Genomic DNA, 20,534 nt, shown 5'->3' on the forward strand with positions numbered 1-20,534 from the left:
GTACGGAAAACCCGCTGCTGCTATTCCCCTTCAGAAATAAGTATTTTATAGCCTGCCAGCTGGGGTCCTTCTTCATAGCTTTCCCTGCTGATGATATAAAACCCTGATTCTTCAGGATCGGCAATCACAAGTTCATCTGGACTTTTGTCCACCTGGGCGGCGTCCAGGCTGAAATATTTTTCCCCTAAAAGGGCATGATCGAAATTCATAAAAAAACCTCCTTTTGAAAAAGATATCAGAACATTAAAGAAATACCAAAGCTTATGCTTCATTTCCCTTTATTGCCTGTAACTTTCTTTCCCTTGTTTACGCCAGTATATATAAAGGGAAAAGGAATCCTGGCAGCAAAGAAAGGTGATCATAATGTATAAATGGATCCTGGTGCTTGCCCTTGTTCTAACAGGGTGCGGCACGAGCACAGAAAAGAATGAATCGGGCAGCGGATCGGAAAATAATACAAACGGAGGAGGGAGCGGCATTATTGCAGGCAATGTAGAACCTGAACTTCAAAAGGAAAGCTCATTGAATTATATATACATCATTAAAAACCAGACAGAAAAAGAAGTTAAAATGAAATTTCCAACTTCCCAGCGTTTTGACTATTCTGTAAAAGATAAGGATGGAGCAGAAGTATTCCTGTTTTCAAGTGCTGCATTTTTCCTGCAGGCTGAGGGAGAAGAAGTTTTGAAGCCTGCTGAAGAGCTGAATTACGATATTAACCTCAGCCAGCTGAAGCTCGCTCCAGGGACGTACACCCTTGAAGCCTGGATGACACAGCAGGACGGGGAAGACTATAAAGTCACCGAGGAAATCACTATTCAATAGATAATGGCCCCTGCATTTACATCCTTGCAGGGGTATTTTTTATATAATTCTTATCACAGGCTCATGAAAGGAAAACACATGAACGTGATGCTCAAAACATGCAAAAGAATAATGCGTCAGCTCTTTTCCTTCTGATTCCCTGATAAGCATATTCCTTTTTTACGAAATCCTGCAGCTTTGACTTCATATAGACCCTGAACACTTCTCCCTCAAAAACTTCTTCATTATCCCAAACCGTATAATCATCATGAACGACAGAATAAGTAACATAATTCTTAAACTCAATATCTGCCCTTAAGGCTTTGCTGTCAGGATGCGGAAAGATCATCAGGTCTGTGGCATCTTTGCTTATAAGGACCGTAATGCGCAGCATCGCTCCTTCCATTCTCGGCTCGGAAATTTCATGAAATGAAATCGTGATATCCTTCATCTCCATTAAGTCTTTATATCGCATATATTCTCCTTTCCGAACCAGGATTTTACATACTATATAGTAAATATAAAAATTAATAATAATACCAGTAATAGATAGCCGCGCCTGCCGCCGCCATCCCTAGAAGCATGAAACTCCGCTTCCTGCTTTTTTTCCAAATATATAGGCTGGCGTTAACCATTCCGGCGAGAACTAAACAGAAAGACAAATTCCTCAAACCTTCATCAAAAAACAAGAAATTCACAAAGTTCAGAAGCAAGCCTGCAGACATCAGGCCTGCTCCTCCGCCAAGCGCATCTCTCCAGAATTCCCCTTTATCCTCATCAGGGCTCTTGCGGTATTCCTTTCTTACCGCAGCAAAGATCCAAAGAAAAAAAAGAACGACCATCACGAGCTTTATGTAGAACAATCAGCGCCCTCCTACTTAGCAGTATCTGCCAATTACTAAAAAGTTCTTGAATCCTGCATTCAATGGAATCAGCCATATAAAAAGACTAAGTATGGCAGTAAGTATAAGCAGCAGCTTAATCCCTTTTTCGGCAGCCAGCTGAATCATGTATATTGAATGAAAAAGAGCCCGCTGCTAACTAGCAGGAAAACCATCATTGGTCCTACAATGAAAAATAATGAATTCAAACCGTTCACTTCCAATTGGGGTCCATATCCTCTATACGGTCAATCCTGGGAAAAGTTCCCTAAATTCTGCATGCTATGGACTAAAAAGAAAAAGGCTGCCCTTTTATAGGACAGCCTTTACTGCTACTCAGCTTTGCTTGAATTTTCCTCTTCTATTTGATCTTCTGTTATTTGTTCTTTATCAGCTTCTTCAGCATCAGCATTTTGATTCTCTGCAGATTCATTCAGCTTGTACTGATATTTCGAGCGGTCCACCGGTTCAAAGCCTTCCGGTGTATAAAATCGGAGCAGGTCACCGTTAACAACTTTATCTGACAGTTTAAGCTTCTGCTCTACATTCAGCTTATATTTTTCCGCTTCTTCAAGCCTGTTTTCATCCAGCAGTTCACCTGTCTTGGAATCGTAGAACTTACCGCCTGTCGAAGTAATCTCAGGGCTTGCAAAATCTCCATTACGGAAAGGAACGATTTCATCATGCTCCTCTGACAGAAGGTCTGTTCCAAACTGAATATTGTCTTTGTTCTCTATTCCAAGCAAGTGGAGTACGGTCGGCAGCAGGTCGATCTGGCCGCCATATTCATGATTGACTCCGCCTTCCATGCCAGGCACACGGATGAACAGAGGCACCCTTTGCAATCCTTGGCTGACAAAGTCATCGACTTCATGTCCAAGCACCTCTTCCATTGCCTTATTATGGTTTTCGGAAATCCCATAATGGTCTCCGTACATAATAATAATGGAATTATCGTATAGGCCTGCTTCCTTCAGATCCTCGAAAAACTGCTCCAGCGCCTCATCTGCGTATCGGGCAGTCTGGAAGTAATTGTCGACTGATTTATCCCCCGTTGTATGAGGGGCAATCGTAGCTTCAGCCTGATCCATCTTATAAGGATAATGATGAGTTACTGTAATGAACTTTGTATAGAAAGGCTGCTTCAATGATTGTAAATGGTCCATGGACTGCTCAAAGAAAGGTTTATCCATCAGGCCGTATTCTGCCTGAGGGGCAGTCATATCATAATAGCTTGAATCAAAGAATTGATCGAAGCCAAAGGATTTGTATATTTCATCCCTGTTCCAGAAGCTTCCGGAGTTACCGTGGAAAACAGCGGATGTATAGCCATTCTGGCCCAGGATGGCAGGAGCAGCCTGATACGTGTTCGTACCCTTTGTTGTAAAAGCGGAGCCCTGAGGCAGTCCGTAAAGGGAATTTTCAAGCATGAACTCCGCATCAGCCGTCTTCCCTTGAGCTGTCTGATGGTAAAAATTATCGAAGTACATCGTATTCTGATCACTTGTGAGTGAATTCAGGAATGGCGTTACTTCTTCGCCATGCAGCTTATAATCAATCAGGAAATTCTGGATAGACTCAAGGTGAAGGTAAATGACATTCATTCCTTCACCGGCCCCGAAATATTTTTCATTGGGTTTGGCATGATTTGATTTTGTGAAGTTGATGACTTCTGTCACATCATTGCTGTCCGCAAAGGCCCTCTGTGCAGTTGATTTGGTACTTTGAACAGCATCATAGATTGTATAATTGTACATTCCAAGATATTTGACAATATAGTTGCGGTCAAATCCGCGCGTCAGCAGCTGCGGGCGATCTGACTCAGCCAGTCCAAGATTGAAGCTGGAAATAGCCAGGGACAGGAACATTAATGCCGCTGCTTTCCTGCGCGGCACAGCAGCCATATCCATTTTCACAAAACGGCTTGCCAGCAATACAGCCAGGAGCAGCAGATCAGCAAAATATAGGATATCATGCGGCTTTAACAGGGATGTCACACTTCCGCTCACATCGCCGAAGTTTTGCGTCTGAGTCAATGTCGGCAGTGTCAGGAAGTCATTGAAAAACCTGTAAAACAGAACATTTGCATACAAGAGGAAAGACATGAGCAAGTCTATTCCAATCAAAGCAAAGTATTTCTTCCGCCCTTTAAAGAAAAAGGCAACTCCGAGGAACAGCATTGCTGATCCAAGCGGATTCAGCACAAGCAGGAACTGCTGCAGGACGCTGTCAATTCCAAGGCTGAACTCATGGGCCTGCACTGTGTAAGTCTTAATCCACAGCATCAGGACGGCCAATGCATAAAAGCCTGCAAATTTAGTTAGTATATTCGCAATCATATAGTTTGTTTTCTTCAAGTATAAAACCCTCTTTCTATTGCAAAATCGAAATCTTGCACAGGGGAAGCCATTTCCCGTTTCACATCTTTGGCCCTTACATTGCAAATGAAGCACAACATAATGTGTAAGTGTATCATGTTTCTGTGCAAAAATGAACTGGAAACCGATTCAAACCAGCTTGTTCACAAAAAGCTCACATATATTATACGTATAAACAGCCCAAAAAGTTTCAGCGTGCTATGGACAGAAAATATCACAGACTCAAATATATATACCCAGGATTAGAAAGATATTCCTGGTTTTTTTGATTAAAAAGAAATAGTCTGCTAAAATTTAGGAGAAAAATTTGTTATCCATTATATGGTATTAGCGTTGCCAGGGCGTAACGCGGAAATTATGCATTTTCTCCTGGCTGCGACAAATCTTGTTTTCCTTTGTCGAGATCAGGAGGTCGCAAATGGAGGTAACTTTATGACTGGGCATATAGGGGAACTTTGGCAGAAATATTGCATAGAGGAAAATTTTATTGGAATCGGATCTACAAGAAAGGTTTACAGGCATAAGAACTATGCCATCAAAGTGCATCTTCATCCAATAGGATACAAGCAATCTTTAATGGAGAATGAAATTTTTCAATTTATGAAAACACAAGGATTGGCCAGCCTGTTTGCTGAAACCTTTTATGCTGATCCTTCTGTTGCCGTGCAAAAATACTATGAGCCTGTACCGTTAATCAATCTTCAATCTTTTGAGATTGATAGAGATAGAAACAAGGCATCCATTCAAGCCGGCTATGAAAAAGCTTTGCGGATTCTTGATGCTGAATTCGACTCTTTTGATCTTAAAGACAGCAGCAACTATGGTCTTAATGAAGCGAAGCAGCTCGTTTTCATTGATTACAACATGACAAGGACGCTGTATGAAGAGGAGTGGGTCCCTTTGGCTGAATGCGGTGTCCTGCCGCAAATATATTTTGAACGGTGCATCTCATGCGGGATAGAAAAAGAGCTCCGCATGTACGGAGAAGATGATGAAGACAAAAGGTGCCTGCAATGCGGCAAAGAATGAAGCAAAGAGGCACCAGAGAGCTATTAACCTCTCAAATAAATTGCGGGGCAACGACATGTATGACGATATCAGCAAAGATATGGGCGATCATTGCATATTCCAGCCCCGCATAAACGAATATCGCTCCGAACACGATACCGCCTATTCCATTTATAAGGAGCACTCCAAGAACAAGACCAAGAGTCATGTCGAAAGCCGAAGCTGCAACACCGTAATGCAGGGCGCCAAATAAGAGAGCTGCGCTAAAGATGCTGATCCAGATGGCAGTTTTCCCAGGCTTCTTTTTCTTGATTTTCACTGTTAACCAGAGAAGCAGAGTGACAAAGAACAATCGGAACATGGTTTCTTCTGTAGTACCTGCTCCGAAAGAGCCTAAAAGACCCAATTTCCAATCAGGTTCGTTTATGCTGGAATTATCAATACCGAGCGGCTTCGATATAAAGTAGCTTGTGATACAAATCACAATCCCTGTCAGGACTCCATAAAAGACAGCCTTTCCTGCATCTTTTCCATGCTTCCTCCAATCTCCTGTACGCATAATGAAAGATTCCAAAATGGGAAGTTTAACAGCTGCCGTTCTCGCCATCAGCAGAGCCAGCAGGATTAGAATGCCAGCCTCTATTACGGTCTGGCCAGCAAATATCAGCGTAAAAGCTCCTTCTGAAACCCCCATTTCCTTATGGAACCCTTCCCTGGCAATTGCATAAGGAGCTAATGCCAATGCCCCTGCCAGATTGATGGCTAGAAGCAGGAAATACATCCTCCAGTTAACAAGCGGCTCTTTTTTTGATTCAACCTGGAGCTCCGCTTCTACATCTGAACATTGCTCCATTTTCAGCTTCAGCAGCTCAGCCAGTTCGTCTGATTGCTCAATATAAATGAAGGCTTTCTTTACTTCTTTTTTTAATCCAAAATAACCTCTAGCGGTAACAGGCTGCTTAAAGATTATTTCATATCTAAGCTCATCCCCCATTCCAAATATCCTGGTCAGCACTCTCGGGAAAGCGGTCGTATGAAAGACACCCTTTTCATAAATGATTCCCCCGCTTTTGTTATACTGAAGGGTTGCTTTCTGTATGCTGTCAATCTCGCTGATATGGAAGGATAATTCCCTTCTCGCCCCGATTTTCATTTCAACCCTGTTATTGCTGACGGTGATAGGTGTATTGCGGAGCCAGTTATAATCGCCGATCATATAAATGATGCTGTAAATATGGACCGCTGAAATAGTGTAAGCAAGGGCGGGCTCCTCATTTCTCAGATAGATATGAAAAACAATCATCTCAAGAATCTGTTCATGTAAAAGAGCGAGGAATAGCCAAAAATAATTGGAGCCTTTCAATAATGGAAAAACAGCTGTCTGATTTGCAGGCCTCGTCTTCCCCCATTGGAAAATGCTGTAATACAGAATCTTCCCTTCTTTTAACACCATCGCTCCAAATGGGTTATGATCGATCCTTCCCTGTTTATATTTGATAAAAACAAATATCAGAAAAGCCTCGAGCAATACAGCCAGTATGGAAAGTGAAATCAGCATCTGTTTATCCATTTTAGCTCCCCCTTTATCAGTGTCTTCTCAGCTCCAGCCAAAAAATCACGTATTGCACAATGCCCATCCCGGCAAGAAGCATGACCGGGAAGTAAGGAATATGATTCAAGAAAGCTGTCAGTGCAATGGCAACTGGGATGAATGAGGCAAAAAAGATATACACCTTCCTGGTCGCCTTATAGGTGATCCACTGCTGACCTTCGTCCTCTTCCCTCAACTCCATCGGGATGATCTGCGGTTTCACCTTGCTGCCAGGGTTCAGCTTATTGTAAACAGGTATGGAAGCAACAAGGATGAGTATTGGAATGCCGAGGTACAGCGGATCAATATTCATCCATCCAGGAACACTTTCAGTATAATAATTGCCGATCATTATGATCCCGAGGCCCAGGATCAGCAGGCAATTAAAGAGTGGAGATTGAAAAATAGCTTTTAGCATGGTCATTCTTCCCCTTCTAAATGGAATATCTGTTCGACCGGGACTCCAAATACAGAAGATATCTTTAAGGCGAGTGTGATGGACGGGGCATAATCGCCCTTTTCAATCAGCCCGATCGTCTGCCGAGAAACACCGATCTTATCTGCAAGATCCTGCTGTGTGAAACGGAATCTCGCCCTCATTTCCCGAACGGAATTTTTTAACATGGTAATTTTCCCCTCCCTATGTCACCTTAAGAGTAAAGGATTATAGTCAAAATGTAAATGATAGTTGTCATTTATCCATAATTTTGTAACAATTAGAATAATAAATTTTGGTTTTTTGGAAGGAAAAAGATAGGGAGAATAGTAATAACAAGCGAGTACCTAGAAGGTTATTGGGGGGGCTTTCGTAAACAAGTGGCGATCTCAGCCTGGGCGAGATCGCTGCTTTCATTACAAATCATGTGTTGATTAGCCTCTATTCGATGCATGTGGGGCTTCTTTTTTTCCAACTCATGCATTGATTAGCCTCTATTCGATGCATGAGGGACTTCTTTTTTCTCACCTCATGTACTGTTTAGCCTCTATTCATACATATCATCGCTTCTTCTCAACTCTAGCTTAGTTTACACTCATTCGTTATCTGAAAAAACATATCAAATAAGCCCATCCTCAGCGAATGGGCTTTCTCTACTTGCTGTTGTAAAAAACCGGTGCACCGTCCACTCTTTCAAGCCATACCTTTGCTTTGCCGGCTGCTCCCTCTTTGATCCAGATTTCTCCCTGCAGTCTCCCGCTTTCTTTTCGCATCCATGCAATATACTTTCCTGTAACTTGAGGCTTGATATCCATGCTGCCTGGTTTTGGGAATGTGATTTGCTTTTGGATGCCTGATTTGATATTGATGTTGTATAGCTTTGAATACATCTCTGGGACCGGCCCTTCCTTCCAGTCTTTATTTTCCTTTACCCGGGCCGTGATCACCTCATCTGCTGTCAGCCAAGCGAGGTCAATATCTACATAACCTTCTGGGGTATAATCCTTTTGGCCTGCTGAAATTGGAATATCTGCTACCGACGTCCTTTTATCCTGGACTAGAAATCTGCCTTCACCTGAAATATACGCAATTTTATTTTCTGCCGGGGACCATTTAAACCAGTCCGGCTGGTTCAGCATCTTGCCGATAGTCTGGAAACGGGTTCCTCCTGCCGACAATACTATGAGTGTGTTGCTGTCTGCAGACCATGATGCGGTCGGGACTCCCAGAAAGCTTATCCACTTATCGTCTGTGCTCCACTTAAAATGATTTGCATCAATCGCGAACAATTTGTCAGGGTCCGTTTTAATCGTATAAAACGGCTTGATTTTTTCAGCGTTCAGTGCGGCATCCTTCTTTATTTTGAACAGCCTTACCGGCCCCCATCCTGTGGGCAGCAGTTCCGCTTGTGACGAGGCAATGAATCCCTTGCCGTCCGGCGTCCATGTAAAATCACTTACGCCCAAAGAGACATTTTCAAAGCCTTTTGGTATTCCGTTTTTTGTTTTTGTGATATTAAGGACTCCCCTGGAAGTGTAAGCAATCGTATTGGCATCCGGAGACCATTCGAAGTGATAGGTTTCGATTGTTTTATAGGGCTGATAGCTGCGGTTCTTCTGTAAATCATATATATACAGATAACGCTGTTCACCCTCTGCAGACAGATAAGCAATGAACCTTCCATCATAAGACCATTTCGGATCTGAAGCCTGTCCCCCTTCAGTCAAACGGGTTTCTTTTTTTCCCTCAGCAAGCCACAAATTACCGTCCCGTATAAAAACTGCCTTTAAATTTCCTTCAGCCTGGCTGGAAAGGGGCATGCTTGCAAAAATAATCACTATGCATAAAAAAATCCTTAATCTCATGGAAAATCCCTCCTGCCATTAGGGTGTCCCGATTAAGGATGAGCATTCTAATATTCAGCCTAAATCCTGCTTGCAGACCTGGCCATGCTCTGCATAAAACTTAAGGAGGACCAGTGCCTCTCCCCAGCCGGCTGCACATTTAACGCAGGCATCCAAGTCTTTTCTGGAGGAGGAATACCCTGTCTCCCGAACACTGACAAGCGTACCTTTATCAGCAGGCTCCAGTGTAAACGCCACAGTCGTCGTACTTTCACCTGGAGTCCATTGAAAAGTGAATCGCCTGCCCTGCTCTGCATGAAGGATCTTCCCTCCATCCTCAAGCACAAGTTTTTCCGGACCATAACTGTTCCATTTCAGGCGGATATCACCTGTGCCATCAGATTTCAAATTCAGGATCGTTCCATCGGTAAACCAGCTGTTCCAGCCTTCCCCAGTGGTTAAAATCCGAAATATATCATCTCTGTCTTTCCTGATCAAAATTCTATGTTCGATCTCTGGCATCTACTATTCCCCCAATTTATCAAGGCATAGAGCTTGTTATCAGCTCTATGACAAATGCTAGTACGGCCAGCAGCATGGTCATGATCGTACTGCTGAATAAAATGTTTTTACTTATCCTTATATATTTCTCAGGCTCCCTGAGCTGGTGGTAAATGAGGGAAACCAGAAGGCCAAGCATAATGGCTGCACCCCACAGAACCAATCCAGGTACAGTCGTCAGCTGTTCCCAATCTGCCATCCATAAAAATAGTATATACAGCTGTGATCCCAGGATAAATAAACCTGCGATCGCTCCTAGTTTTCTTCTCATAATAAAACCTTTCCTCTCAATTCTGACTGCTCACGCTGCGCTGAAAAGGGATATGGCACAAGACTTTCCCTATGCTTGAGGTCCCCTTCGCTTCTTTTTTGAAGATGATCTTATGTATTCCTTGTGCTGTTTCAGACAGCTCGATTACAGACACTTCTACTGCTTTTTCATTGCCTTCTTACTTTTATAATAGATTTGACGAAAAAAAGAACAGTAAGTTTCACATTAAAGAAAAAAGGACCTGTTAAAGGCCCTTATTTCCAGACTGTATCCAACTTATCTGCATAAAATAATATTGCCTTTCTATACTGGTGAATGCCTTCGTCTGAAGATGTTTCCGCCAGGCTTTCCAGCAGAAGGCCCATTGCTTCTCCATGGCTTCCTAAATTGTACAAAACCATAGAATAAAAAACGCTCATTGCACGGTTATCAGGGAATCTTTCCATCCCCTTCTCAAGCGTATATCTTGCCTTCTGATATTCTCCTAATGTACGGTAAGTGCTCCCCAATCCGAGCAGTGCCCCCTCCAGCTCTTTATCTGGAAGTCCAAGGCTGATGGCTCTTTCATAATAGGGAGCTGCATCCGCTTCTTCCCCCAGCAAATCAAAGCTCCAGGCAGTTTGATAGCTGATCAGCGCATCGCTGGGATTTCTGTCAGCAAGCTTCTTGAGGATAAGATTTGACTTCTTGAGCTCTCCCGATCCCCTAAGGTTAATTGCAAATTCAAGTTCTTCCATAGATTTATCCTCCGCCTGAAACAAGATAATATACCAATACTGCTATCATATTCGGGAGGCCGAACAGCAGGACACAGCCCCCTATTTTTTGCCGCTTCTTTCTATCATTCTTGCTTTCTGTGTGAAAATTAGCCCTGTTCTGTTCGCCGCTGGTAAAAACACCAAACAATAGCCCGCTTATTAAAATTGAAATTAATGATACAGTCCCGCTAAGCATCACTAAAAGATTCCAGTCATCCGCCGCAAAAGAACCAGCCGCCGCAAGACCCGCCAGTACTATCCCTGTTAATAATGCTTTTCTCATTAAAACATCCCCTTTTCTTCATTATATTTATGAAGAGAAAGAGCCGTTAATCTTGTATTCTTCTTTTTTAAATGAACTTTATCCTTCCTCTTAAAAAAAAAAACGCCGCAACATTTTAATGCGGCATCTTACGATTTTAGAAAGCAGGCAAAGGGTCCTCAAAAGTCTTCCAGTCTGCCTCAGCTTCCTCTTCACTAATCAGGCAAACATCAAGCGAATCCTCAATGGCCCGGCGGTCCATTTTTATGCCGATCATGACCAGCTCTGTCTGCCGGTCCCCTGTTATTTCATCCCAGCTTTGCTTAAGCTCGGGATCTTCTGACAGTATTTGTTCCCGTTCGGCCTCGGGACGCGATGCAATCCATGCACCAGCCCCTTGCAGGATAAGCGACGGTCCAGCCTGAGAAAGAAGACCGGCAGTATCTTCCCTGCCTGCAACCCAAATGAAGCCTTTTGATCTGACAACCTCGACAGGCCATTGTTCAAGCCATTGCATAAACCGGTCAGGATGGAATGGCTTTCTTCTTCTATAGACGAAAGAAGAAATTCCGTATTCCTCGGTTTCCGGTATATGCTCTTGATTAAGCTCTTTAATCCATCCTGCATTTTGTCCAGCTTGTTCCAAGTCAAAAAGCTTTGTATTCAGCACGCGTTCCAGGGGCACTGCCCCCTGTATTGTTTCGATGATATCTGCTCCCGGGTTGAGCTTGCGGAGGACGGCTGTAAGCTTTTCGGCAGCTTTCCTGTCTGTTAAATCGATTTTGTTCAGCAATATCACATTGGCAAATTCAATCTGATCGATCAGCAGGTCCACCACTTCGCGCTCATCTGAATCCCCTGCCGCCTCCTGCCTGTCCAGAAGGCTTTCTCCTGACGTAAAGTCCTGCCAAAAACGGTACGCATCCACAACTGTCACCATGGTATCCAGCCTGCAAATGGAGGACAGATTAATTCCTAAGTCTTCGTCTGCATATGAAAAGGTCTGAGCAACAGGAACCGGTTCGCTGATCCCTGTTGATTCAATCACGATATAATCAATATCGCCTTTGGCCGCAAGCTTTTCAACCTCTATCATCAAATCCTCGCGCAGCGTGCAGCAGATGCAGCCGTTCTGCATTTCAACCAGCTTTTCATCTGTCCTTGAGAAGCCGCCCTGCTTCACCATTGCAGCATCAATATTCACCTCGCTCATATCATTGACAATCACAGCCACCTTCAGGCCCTCACGATTTGCCAGAATGTAATTGAGCAAAGTTGTTTTTCCTGAGCCAAGATAGCCGCTCAAAACAGTAACAGGTATTTTCTTTATAGTCATAAAAACCTCTCCCTTAAACGTATTCATTACGATTTAAACATGATCATAAGCTGCTTGTAATTCTTTCTGCTGCCTGGCGTGCCCCCGAGATATTTCGGGCAATCGGCCCTATCTCCAGCTCTGCCAGTGCTCCTGTAACATAAAGTCCGTGAGACCATTGGAGTGAATGGCCAACAATCGGATAACCGCATTTTGCACAAGGCAGGCTATGCGTTTCAATAAAAGGGGCAAGCCATTCTCTTCCCGGGAGGCCGGGCTGAAAGCCTGTAGCCAAAACAACAGTCCCAGTCTGATGGATGAGCTCCCCTTCTTCATTGAACATAGAAATGCCCTCTCCGCTCCATTCAGCCCGCTCAACATGGCCATCAATAAGGTGAAGCTTTTCCTCTTTAGCCAAATGCTTGATTTTTGACAGAAGATCAAATGGAAGGGATCCCTTATTCCTTGCTTTTATAATCTGCCGGCGTTTTTCCTTCCAGGATTCCAGCTTGCGGAAGCCATATTGGTTTTTGGGACCGAGCCACCCTGGATCACTGTCAAAATCATGCACCCGGAAAGGATGACGCTTAAGCAATGCTGCCTGGCCGGGATGTTGTGTGCTTAAGCTTATGGCCAAATGAGCCCCAGTTATCCCTCCGCCAAGGATCGTAAAAGGACCTTTTAGCTGCTTTAAATCTGGAATGCCTTTTTCAAATATATGATGAATGGAAGGGCATCCTTCTTCTTTCATCTTAATGGCCCATTCAGGAAAGAAAGGCTGTTCTCCAATCCCGATTGCAATGGCTAGATTTTTTGAATCTAATGTACGGCCATCCTGAAGGGCAACATGCCAGCCGCCCTCCCGCTCCAAAGCTTCGCTCACCCTGCCATGCACCCATGAATCTTTTAATTTTGTTTCCTGGATAACATGCTGGCAATGCTCATTGAATAATCTTAATGAAGGTCTCTTATACCTGCCATAGAATGCTTTCGTTTGTTCGGTATCACCGGCAAATTTCTGCAGGCTGAAAGGCCCGTCATCGATATGATGCACAGAAGGCGATCTCAAATAAGGCATCGAAATGGCAGCTGAGCAGTGGTTCCAATTAAATAGCGGCTCATGATGCGGATCAATAATTGACAGCCCTTCTAAGGATACTTTTTTCTTTCTCAGCAAGAAAGCAGCCAGCGTAACACCCTGAATTCCCCCGCCGACAATGACCCATTCTTTCATCTTTTGAATCCTCCTTGAAAAAAGCGCTTGGCTGATGTGATCTATGTAAGGTTCTGCCTCAGCTTTTTGTGTTTATTAGCAACTTTTTTCTTTTATTAGCAACTTTTCCAGTTTACTAGCAACTTTTTTCTTTTATTAGCAACTATTTAGTTTTATTAGCAACTTTTCAGTTTTATTAGCAACTTCAGTGCCGAATAAAACGTAATAGTTACGATTTATTAATTAAACCACAACTTATAAACCTATGCAATCCCCACTCCTGATAAGGTTCACCAAAATTCTTTGTGCCTGCATCTGCTCTGGTTCTATTCACTAATCAGGATCATTCCGGGACGATCGGCGCATTTCTTCTCCTGTATAAACAGGTATTCCCGCCTCCTTAACTGCTATAAATTGGGCAGGTATATTCCCATGGACAAACACATATAGTTAGCTTAGAATGTAAAGCGTAATAATTACGTTTACTTCAAATTCCGATACCCGCGGGTGCTGTTATTTAGGAGGTTTATATGAATCGAATAATGAAAAGCAATATGGGCGATCTGACAGGTCTGATTATCGCTGTTACAGCAGGCCTGTTTATCTTTTTGATTGTCAGTTTTCAAGAAGCAGTGGAGCTTCCCTCATCATTGCTCAATTTGAATACGATTTTTATCAGTATTTTGATAGAGGCGCTTCCATTTGTATTGATCGGTGTTCTTATAGCCGGGTTTATACAGATTTTTGTAACTGAGGACCATATTAAAAAATGGATACCTAAGAACAAATATATGGCGATATTGATGAGCTGTACGGCGGGAGCCCTTTTTCCAGCATGCGAATGCGGTATTGTTCCGATTATTCGAAGACTTGTAGGCAAAGGGGTGCCGATTTATGCGGGAATTGGCTTTATGCTTACTGGACCGCTTATTAACCCGATCGTTATTGCTTCTACATATATGGCATTTGGCAATGATGCGAAGATGGCCGGTCTTAGAATGGGGCTGGGTTTTGTCATTGCACTGGCATCCGCATTTGCTGTCAGCCTTTTCTTCAAAGGCAATCAATTTAAAAAAGGCCTTCATACAGAGTCCGCGCAATCAATGAGCAAAGCTCCCTTCACGGACAGGCTTTGGTCGATGCTGACACATTCTATTGATGAGTTTTTTGATATGGCAAAATATTTAATCCTGGGGGCTTTCCTGGCTTCATTCGTACAGGTATACTTGCCTGCAAGGACACTGCTCGAGGCAGGGAGCGGCCCTGTCACATCCCTGCTGGTGATGATGGGCCTTGCTTATATTCTATCATTATGCTCTGAGGCCGATGCATTCATCGGGGCGTCATTCGGCAGCATCTTCCCTCCTGCCTCTGTTTTGGGCTTCCTGATTTTCGGTCCTATGATTGATTTGAAAAATACTCTGATGATGCTCAGCGTCTTCCGCAAAAGATTCGTCTTATCCGTCCTGCTGATTGTCGCGGCAGCCGTCTTTGCAACTTTGCTCATTGTACAGGGATTATGGTAAAGGAGGGAGAATAAATGGTCATACACTATCAGCAGGGCTTGAGGGCATTGATACTGCTTATCTTTTCTGCATTGATTTTCAAGCTGCATTATACAGGAGAGATCAGCAAATATATCAATCCCAAATATGAGAGCCTCAGCCAAATTGCATCTGTTATTTTTCTGGTCCTGTTTTTTATTCAAATCACACGTATACGGGGACAAAAGGAAAAAAAGCATCATCATCATCATCATGGTGAAATGGGATGCTGCCATCATGATGATGGAGGCCATGACTGCGGGCATCATCATGATCATGGCACCTCCCCTTTTACAGCAAGAAAGCTGCTATCCTATACGATCATCATCTTCCCCTTGATCACGGGCTTCCTCCTCCCGCCCAAGGTGCTGGACGCATCAATTGCGGATAAAAAAGGGGGAATGGCCATTTTATCGCATGGAAAGCAGAAGGCTGACCAGAGTAAAGCGGCAACAGAGGAGAATCAGACTGACCAGAATGAAGCAGCAAAGGACCAGCTTGAGGTTAAACAGGGTGACACTATAGACGAAAATAAACCTGATCCAAATCTGGAAGATCAGCCTGTTATGACAAATGACGAATACACCGCATACAAAAAAAGACTGGCAAAAAGCAATAGCATTCTTTTGAACGACGATGTATATGCCGCCTATTATGAGAGCATGCATGAAGATCTGGACAGCTATCTGGGGAAGGAAATAGAGCTGATGGGATTTGTCTATAAGGAAGAAGGCTTTAACGAGGACCAGCTTGTCATCTCCCGTTTCCTTGTTTCCCATTGCGTGGCAGATGCAAGCATCGTCGGCTTTTTATCACAATTTCAAGAAGCTTCAGGGCTGGAAGCTGACAGCTGGGTGAAAGCAAAAGGAATAATTGAGATGGCTGAATATAATGGTACAATGCTGCCGCTCCTTAAAGTGACAGAATGGGAATTGATCAGTGAGCCTGATCAGCCATATATTTATCCGATAACAATCAAGGTTATATAAGAGGGCGGACTATGATCCGCCCTTTTTCATGCCTGCCCGTCCGCAAGCCTTTTTATAAGCTTAATCTGACCTCTATGGCTGACTTCATCCTCGATGACGTGAAACCACATCCAATAGTGATTATACCAGCCCATTTTCCCAGTGATGATCCTTAAGGAGCCAGGCTTCATCTGCGTCCTTGAGTTTTTCCAATGTGTTTCTCCGGACTTCATCAAGTTCAGCCAAGTAAAATGCCAGATCATTGCCTCTATACTTTTCTCTGGCCTGGTTTCCCAGTTCCAATGCGGTTTCCCATTTTCCTCTTTCATCCTCATTTAAGTCCCTTTGCTCAAATGTTATGATGGTGTGGACAAATTCGATCGCAGCCATGTGCATCAGCAGGGCACCGATTGAATTAGAGGCCTCTTCGATCAAAAAATCGAGCCGGAATTGATCCAGGCCCTGGATTTCACTAAGTGTTACAGACCTGGAATGTTCAAGCATACTCACCACATCAGCAACTCTGCTGCGGTATCCTGCAGCAGGCTTTATCCGGTAATCAATCAATAGAACTCCCCCTTAAACATCGACTATTATCATCCTATCAGTCAAGCAGAAAATGATAGACTGACTATTGAAGAATTTACAAGGTATACTTAAATGGACCATATGATCCACTAGTACTGCACGGCATATTAAAAACGGATTCCTCGAGTGAATCTATCCTTTTTTAACCGCAATGATTGCTGCGGATTTGGATGTGAGTAAAATTTCGGCTGAAGCCATTAAAGGATGATGAAACCAGAATTCCCGCACTGTATCAGGCTTTCCCTTCCATTCCTCAGGAAAATGCTCTTCAGGCGTGAAATCATCCATGAACAGCACCCCATTTTGATCCAGCATTTTTATCAGATCTTCACCTTCTTTTTGTTTGGCTGAAGCAGCATCAGCAAAAATTAATTTGAATGGCCCGTGCACCGCTGCCTCCTTCCAGTCGCCATGAAGAAAAATTGCCTGTTTATGATGAATGCCGCCTCTGACTTTTTCTATCCTCTCAAATGAATTGTCTATTGATACCAATTCAGCTTCAGGTGACAATCCCGAAAGAATCCAGGCGCTTCCAACACCAAGCCCTGTTCCGATTTCCAGAATTCTTCCTTGGCCTGCCTGAGCAGCCATAACAGACAGAAGCCTCCCAGCTTCATCTGTGCATGATTGTTCAAAGCCTTCATTGAACGCTGCCTCTTTTCTTTGCCGTACTATGTCCGGAATACCACGATCTGTATATTCGTTTATCATGAAGTAATCCCCTTTTACAATTGTCATTACCTTACCAATCAAATTTTTAGTGCTGCCCTAAATCTTTCGTTTGTAAATTATATCCCAAAAATAAACAGGATAAATGCTATACTGGAAAAAAAGAAAGGTTGTGGAAAGAATGTTTAACAGTGGAGATCTTATATTCCAGATTCTTATGTTAGCCGTAATGGCTGGAATGGTTTTTGCTGTCTATTTCCTGGTCCGCTGGATGGTTATAGGAAAACCCGAATCCAAAATGGAGCAGAAACTGGACAGAATCATCGAGCTGCTTGAGGAGGACAAAAAAAGCTAGCCTCCCCTGCCGGCCGGCCCGGAAATATGGAGGAATCTATTTCGGGGACTTATATTCATTGCTTCCTGGCCTGCTTTTAATAAGCATCCACGCTGCAATAGCCTCAGCTCTGCTTTTCCCCTGGTTTTTTTGGTCTGCATAATAATCACGGATAAACCGGTTGTATTCGAACTGCCGGCCAATCTCACGCTTATAGGAAGGATCCTTTTTCCGGCTTTCTTCCTCGTGCCACGCTGATACAGCATCATTATAGGTCTTTCCGGGATTATGCTTAAAATAATCTTGTATGTAAGTAGAAAAGTGAAAATGTGAACCTATGACACTCTTGAAAAAAGCACGGACTTCCTGTGAGCAAGTATGATTTTCAGAAATGGCAGTATCAAGGCTTAATGGGGCTTTGGCTGCACGGAGCTTTGGCCTTCTTTTTATTATTGGACCTTTCTTCTCCCCTGTAGTCAGATATATCCCAATCCTTTCCGACAGCTCCGCCTTTCCGCCTGACGTACTCATCCCTTCTTTCCTGCAGAAAGCCTGAAGCTCTGTTTTCAGCCAATAATATTCACTGAATTCTTTATAGCTTATTTTACTGGTAAGTTCCGGCCTCATTTAACCCTCCACTATTTTTATTTACATTACCATTATAGAACAAACGTTCCTTTGAAACAAGGTTTAAGGAAAATAATTCCTCTGCTTAAATATGCGTTATTATGGGTAGATTGGTGAGAAAAGGACTTTCTAAAGGATAGGAGGCTGGCTGATGGCAAGAATGGACAAAACCCTTTCCCAGATCCAGGCCAAGTTTGCTGGCAGGAATCTGGGTTCTGGTGCATTGTTTGGCGTTGGTCTGGCAGCTTTCTTGGATGAAGCTGTTTTTCACCAGCTTTTACACTGGCACCATTTTTATGACCTTTCCACCACAGCCGCAGGACTGGTTTCTGACGGACTTTTTCATGCTTTCAGCTGGTTTGCTACGGTTGCAGCTTTATTTATGCTTGCAGACCTTCGCCGGCGGGCAGCCTGGTGGCGGAAGAGATGGATGAGCGGCGTCATGCTGGGTTCAGGCGGCTTTAATTTTTATGACGGGACTATCCAGCATAAGTTAATGAGAATTCATCAAATTCGCTATGAGGTTGAGATATTGCCTTATGATCTGGCTTGGAATGCTATTGCGCTCTTTTTCATTCTTTTGGGAACCATGCTTTTCCTGAAGACGAACAAACAGCTGCGAAGGGCAGGTGCTGCACCAGATGCACGGCAATAGCCATCTCCACCATGAAACAGTGGGTGGTGCTGGATTAGTCGCTGCCCAAAGTGCCCTTATTATGTTTTTTGTATCCCTGCTTCTCATGTACCTTGCAGTCCAATTTTTCGGGAAACGCGATTGGCCTTTATACAGGACAGTTCTCTGGGCTGCCGGAATCCTTTGCTGTATAGCGGCGGCAGGTCCAATAGCTTCCTGGTCCCACAATCAATTTTCGATGCACATGATGGGCCACCTGCTCCTCGGGATGCTCGGCCCCCTGCTGATGGTCCTTTCCGCACCTGTCACGTTATTTTTAAGGATGCTGCCTGCCCGATATGCGAGAAAGGGGGCCAGATTGCTAAAATCGCGCTTATTTAGGTTCGTTTCCCATCCGGCAATTGCGGCAATCTTAAATATTGGAGGGCTTTGGCTTTTATATATAACCGATTTGTTTACAAGGATGCATGCACAGCCTCTGCTTTACCTGCTGGTCCATTTGCATGTTTTTCTGGCAGGATATCTGTTTACGGCTTCGTTTGTCTCAATTGAACCCACTTCGCATAGAAAGAGCTTTATGCCGAGGGCAGCCATCCTGATTACAGCCCTGGCCGGCCATGGCATATTATCAAAATATCTATACGCCCATCCGCCGGCAGGTGTATCAGTTGATCAGGCTCAGAGCGGCGCAGTCCTCATGTATTATGGCGGCGATTTGATAGACCTGTTCATCATTATTTTTTTCTGCCTTGAATGGTATAAAGCGAGGCGCCCGAGGGAAGCCGGAATTGGCACCGCACCATCTTAGCATCGAGGCGCCGCAGAAAGAAAAGAGCACTGCCAGCTGGGCAGTGCTCTTCTCTTTCTATAGAACGTTTTGTTTATTCAGACGCGTCAGCGCCTTTTTCAGGCTGCCAAGGAAGACAAGCCCGTCCACCTCAAGTCCCAGATTAACCATAGTCTGTGCTATTTCAGGGCGGATGCCGGTAAAGATCACCTTGATGCCAAGAAGCTTGAGTGCATCAGTTACTTTAAAGAGCTCATTGGCCACCATTGTGTCCACGATCATCACACCTGATACATCCAGAATCAAATGTGAAATACCCAGTTCCCTAGACTTTTCAAGTGTTTCTTCCATTAGAAGCTGTGCCCTGTCAGTATCAATATCTCCAATCAACGGGAGGATGGCCACAGAGTCTGTAATCGGGACAACCGGTACAGAAAGCTCAAGGAACGCCTTTTTGGAATTATTCAATGTTTCTGAATATGATCTCACATATGCCAGGCTGAAGGCATGGACCGCCGTATCCAGCAGTGGATCGATTGTTTCTATAATTTCAAAAACGGTTTCTGCTGCCAGTTCATTTTTGAGAACTTCTCTTTTGATTACTTTCCATATGTATTTCCTGTATAAAGCCGTATCCATGAGGGCCTCATCAAGCGACACACCTTGAACACACAGATTTTTCCCTGTTTCGGCTCCCCAGTTTTCAAAAACTCCTGATACTTCTTCCCCTTTGGATGACTTGATAAGACTGTCTCCAAACATGCTGATAAAAGCAGCTCTTAAATTCAAAATCTCTGTTTCATATTTGCTGATTTCTTCTCTTTCTATATCTGTCAGATCAGCAAATCGCTCTGTTTGGACCTGTTTGGCAATCTGCATTTTTTCATGGTTAATTCTTTCCCCTATATGTGCAAGTTCTCTTGTCATAAGCTCCCCCAACATGAATATACAAAGAATCTTTTTGTTTTTTTTATATTATTATACCGGCACTATTCCAAATTTCCTAGCTTTTCAATCATTTATTCTGCTTTTTACCAATATACATTTAACCGTTTTTTGGG

At 43.6% G+C, this 20,534-nt stretch carries 24 protein-coding genes and 1 pseudogene; 7 read left to right on the forward strand and 18 right to left on the reverse strand.

From position 1 onward, the window contains the following. Window positions 1-20 precede the first annotated feature (20 nt). Entirely contained in the window at window positions 21-209 is a 189-nt protein-coding gene (locus Q9R36_RS18450) for a hypothetical protein (RefSeq protein ID WP_009793387.1), read from the reverse strand. A 154-nt stretch (window positions 210-363) separates the two neighbouring features. On the opposite strand from Q9R36_RS18450, the gene Q9R36_RS18455 reads away from it, so the two are divergent. Next, window positions 364-825, forward strand: a complete 462-nt coding sequence (locus Q9R36_RS18455) for a BsuPI-related putative proteinase inhibitor (protein WP_101548094.1) — start codon at window positions 364-366, stop codon at window positions 823-825. Window positions 826-916: 91 nt separating this feature from the next. Here Q9R36_RS18455 and Q9R36_RS18460 read toward each other — a convergent pair whose 3' ends face one another. The 3 genes from Q9R36_RS18460 to ltaS form a co-directional block, all read right to left on the reverse strand. Continuing rightward, window positions 917-1,279, reverse strand: coding sequence for a hypothetical protein (locus Q9R36_RS18460; protein ID WP_311225685.1), 363 nt, complete (start codon window positions 1,277-1,279; stop codon window positions 917-919). A gap of 52 nt (window positions 1,280-1,331) precedes the next feature. Beyond that, window positions 1,332-1,667 (reverse strand): hypothetical protein, encoded by a 336-nt coding sequence (locus Q9R36_RS18465; RefSeq protein ID WP_148949333.1) that lies wholly within the window; start codon window positions 1,665-1,667, stop codon window positions 1,332-1,334. 350 nt (window positions 1,668-2,017) lie between these two features. After that, window positions 2,018-4,024 (reverse strand): lipoteichoic acid synthase, encoded by a 2,007-nt coding sequence (ltaS, locus tag Q9R36_RS18470; RefSeq protein WP_311225777.1) that lies wholly within the window; start codon window positions 4,022-4,024, stop codon window positions 2,018-2,020. 471 nt (window positions 4,025-4,495) lie between these two features. Here ltaS and Q9R36_RS18475 point away from each other — a divergent pair, with 471 nt between their 5' ends. Continuing rightward, on the forward strand, window positions 4,496-5,092 hold the full coding sequence (locus tag Q9R36_RS18475; protein ID WP_311225686.1) for a protein kinase: 597 nt from the start codon (window positions 4,496-4,498) through the stop codon (window positions 5,090-5,092). A 31-nt stretch (window positions 5,093-5,123) separates the two neighbouring features. Here the strand turns inward: Q9R36_RS18475 and Q9R36_RS18480 are convergent, their stop codons facing one another. The 10 genes from Q9R36_RS18480 to Q9R36_RS18525 form a co-directional block, all read right to left on the reverse strand. Further along, window positions 5,124-6,641: a CPBP family intramembrane glutamic endopeptidase gene (locus tag Q9R36_RS18480; RefSeq protein WP_311225687.1), complete on the reverse strand. Its 1,518-nt coding sequence runs from the start codon at window positions 6,639-6,641 to the stop codon at window positions 5,124-5,126. Between the two features lie 16 nt (window positions 6,642-6,657). Next, entirely contained in the window at window positions 6,658-7,080 is a 423-nt protein-coding gene (locus Q9R36_RS18485; RefSeq protein ID WP_050767292.1) for a hypothetical protein, read from the reverse strand. A gap of 2 nt (window positions 7,081-7,082) precedes the next feature. Beyond that, window positions 7,083-7,286 carry a helix-turn-helix transcriptional regulator gene (locus Q9R36_RS18490; RefSeq protein ID WP_101548104.1) on the reverse strand — a complete coding sequence of 68 codons (204 nt, stop codon included), beginning with the start codon at window positions 7,284-7,286 and terminating at the stop codon, window positions 7,083-7,085. A gap of 465 nt (window positions 7,287-7,751) precedes the next feature. After that, window positions 7,752-8,963 carry a TolB-like translocation protein gene (locus Q9R36_RS18495; RefSeq protein WP_306009182.1) on the reverse strand — a complete coding sequence of 404 codons (1,212 nt, stop codon included), beginning with the start codon at window positions 8,961-8,963 and terminating at the stop codon, window positions 7,752-7,754. 54 nt (window positions 8,964-9,017) lie between these two features. Further along, window positions 9,018-9,464 carry an SRPBCC family protein gene (locus Q9R36_RS18500; RefSeq protein WP_009793372.1) on the reverse strand — a complete coding sequence of 149 codons (447 nt, stop codon included), beginning with the start codon at window positions 9,462-9,464 and terminating at the stop codon, window positions 9,018-9,020. Between the two features lie 19 nt (window positions 9,465-9,483). After that, the gene (locus Q9R36_RS18505) at window positions 9,484-9,774 is read right to left on the reverse strand and encodes a hypothetical protein (RefSeq protein ID WP_009793371.1); all 291 of its coding nucleotides are present in this window, start codon (window positions 9,772-9,774) and stop codon (window positions 9,484-9,486) included. Between the two features lie 254 nt (window positions 9,775-10,028). After that, on the reverse strand, window positions 10,029-10,511 hold the full coding sequence (locus Q9R36_RS18510) for a tetratricopeptide repeat protein (RefSeq protein ID WP_009793369.1): 483 nt from the start codon (window positions 10,509-10,511) through the stop codon (window positions 10,029-10,031). A gap of 4 nt (window positions 10,512-10,515) precedes the next feature. Further along, window positions 10,516-10,815, reverse strand: coding sequence for a DUF5316 domain-containing protein (locus tag Q9R36_RS18515; RefSeq protein WP_094767675.1), 300 nt, complete (start codon window positions 10,813-10,815; stop codon window positions 10,516-10,518). Window positions 10,816-10,951: 136 nt separating this feature from the next. Further along, the gene (locus Q9R36_RS18520) at window positions 10,952-12,130 is read right to left on the reverse strand and encodes a GTP-binding protein (protein ID WP_022543974.1); all 1,179 of its coding nucleotides are present in this window, start codon (window positions 12,128-12,130) and stop codon (window positions 10,952-10,954) included. Window positions 12,131-12,173: 43 nt separating this feature from the next. Beyond that, window positions 12,174-13,343 carry an FAD/NAD(P)-binding protein gene (locus tag Q9R36_RS18525; RefSeq protein WP_311225688.1) on the reverse strand — a complete coding sequence of 390 codons (1,170 nt, stop codon included), beginning with the start codon at window positions 13,341-13,343 and terminating at the stop codon, window positions 12,174-12,176. A 509-nt stretch (window positions 13,344-13,852) separates the two neighbouring features. On the opposite strand from Q9R36_RS18525, the gene Q9R36_RS18530 reads away from it, so the two are divergent. Together Q9R36_RS18530 and Q9R36_RS18535 are read left to right on the forward strand one after the other, a co-directional pair. After that, window positions 13,853-14,848, forward strand: coding sequence for a permease (locus tag Q9R36_RS18530; protein ID WP_311225689.1), 996 nt, complete (start codon window positions 13,853-13,855; stop codon window positions 14,846-14,848). Window positions 14,849-14,862: 14 nt separating this feature from the next. Further along, window positions 14,863-15,855, forward strand: coding sequence for a TIGR03943 family putative permease subunit (locus Q9R36_RS18535; RefSeq protein ID WP_311225690.1), 993 nt, complete (start codon window positions 14,863-14,865; stop codon window positions 15,853-15,855). A 26-nt stretch (window positions 15,856-15,881) separates the two neighbouring features. On the opposite strand, the pseudogene Q9R36_RS18540 reads toward Q9R36_RS18535, so the two are convergent. Both Q9R36_RS18540 and Q9R36_RS18545 read right to left on the reverse strand, forming a co-directional pair. Next, a pseudogene (locus Q9R36_RS18540) lies at window positions 15,882-16,401 on the reverse strand (DinB family protein). A gap of 153 nt (window positions 16,402-16,554) precedes the next feature. Further along, window positions 16,555-17,133, reverse strand: coding sequence for an O-methyltransferase (locus Q9R36_RS18545; RefSeq protein WP_165352596.1), 579 nt, complete (start codon window positions 17,131-17,133; stop codon window positions 16,555-16,557). A 139-nt stretch (window positions 17,134-17,272) separates the two neighbouring features. Between Q9R36_RS18545 and Q9R36_RS18550 the strand changes: the two genes are divergently transcribed. Further along, on the forward strand, window positions 17,273-17,446 hold the full coding sequence (locus tag Q9R36_RS18550) for a DUF4083 domain-containing protein (protein WP_240684106.1): 174 nt from the start codon (window positions 17,273-17,275) through the stop codon (window positions 17,444-17,446). Window positions 17,447-17,482: 36 nt separating this feature from the next. Here the strand turns inward: Q9R36_RS18550 and Q9R36_RS18555 are convergent, their stop codons facing one another. Then, the gene (locus tag Q9R36_RS18555; RefSeq protein ID WP_311225691.1) at window positions 17,483-18,052 is read right to left on the reverse strand and encodes a DUF6434 domain-containing protein; all 570 of its coding nucleotides are present in this window, start codon (window positions 18,050-18,052) and stop codon (window positions 17,483-17,485) included. Between the two features lie 151 nt (window positions 18,053-18,203). Between Q9R36_RS18555 and Q9R36_RS18560 the strand changes: the two genes are divergently transcribed. Beyond that, window positions 18,204-18,707 (forward strand): DUF2243 domain-containing protein, encoded by a 504-nt coding sequence (locus Q9R36_RS18560; RefSeq protein ID WP_129612655.1) that lies wholly within the window; start codon window positions 18,204-18,206, stop codon window positions 18,705-18,707. Further along, window positions 18,694-19,494 (forward strand): cytochrome c oxidase assembly protein, encoded by an 801-nt coding sequence (locus Q9R36_RS18565; RefSeq protein ID WP_240684104.1) that lies wholly within the window; start codon window positions 18,694-18,696, stop codon window positions 19,492-19,494. Before Q9R36_RS18560 ends, Q9R36_RS18565 begins: the two co-directional genes overlap by 14 nt. A gap of 57 nt (window positions 19,495-19,551) precedes the next feature. On the opposite strand, the gene Q9R36_RS18570 is transcribed toward Q9R36_RS18565, so the two are convergent. After that, window positions 19,552-20,400 carry an STAS domain-containing protein gene (locus tag Q9R36_RS18570; RefSeq protein WP_262382955.1) on the reverse strand — a complete coding sequence of 283 codons (849 nt, stop codon included), beginning with the start codon at window positions 20,398-20,400 and terminating at the stop codon, window positions 19,552-19,554. Window positions 20,401-20,534 lie beyond the last annotated feature (134 nt).

The sequence above is a fragment of the Bacillus sp. AG4(2022) genome, assembly GCF_031844465.1.
GTDB lineage: Bacteria > Bacillota > Bacilli > Bacillales > Cytobacillaceae > Bacillus_AB > Bacillus_AB infantis.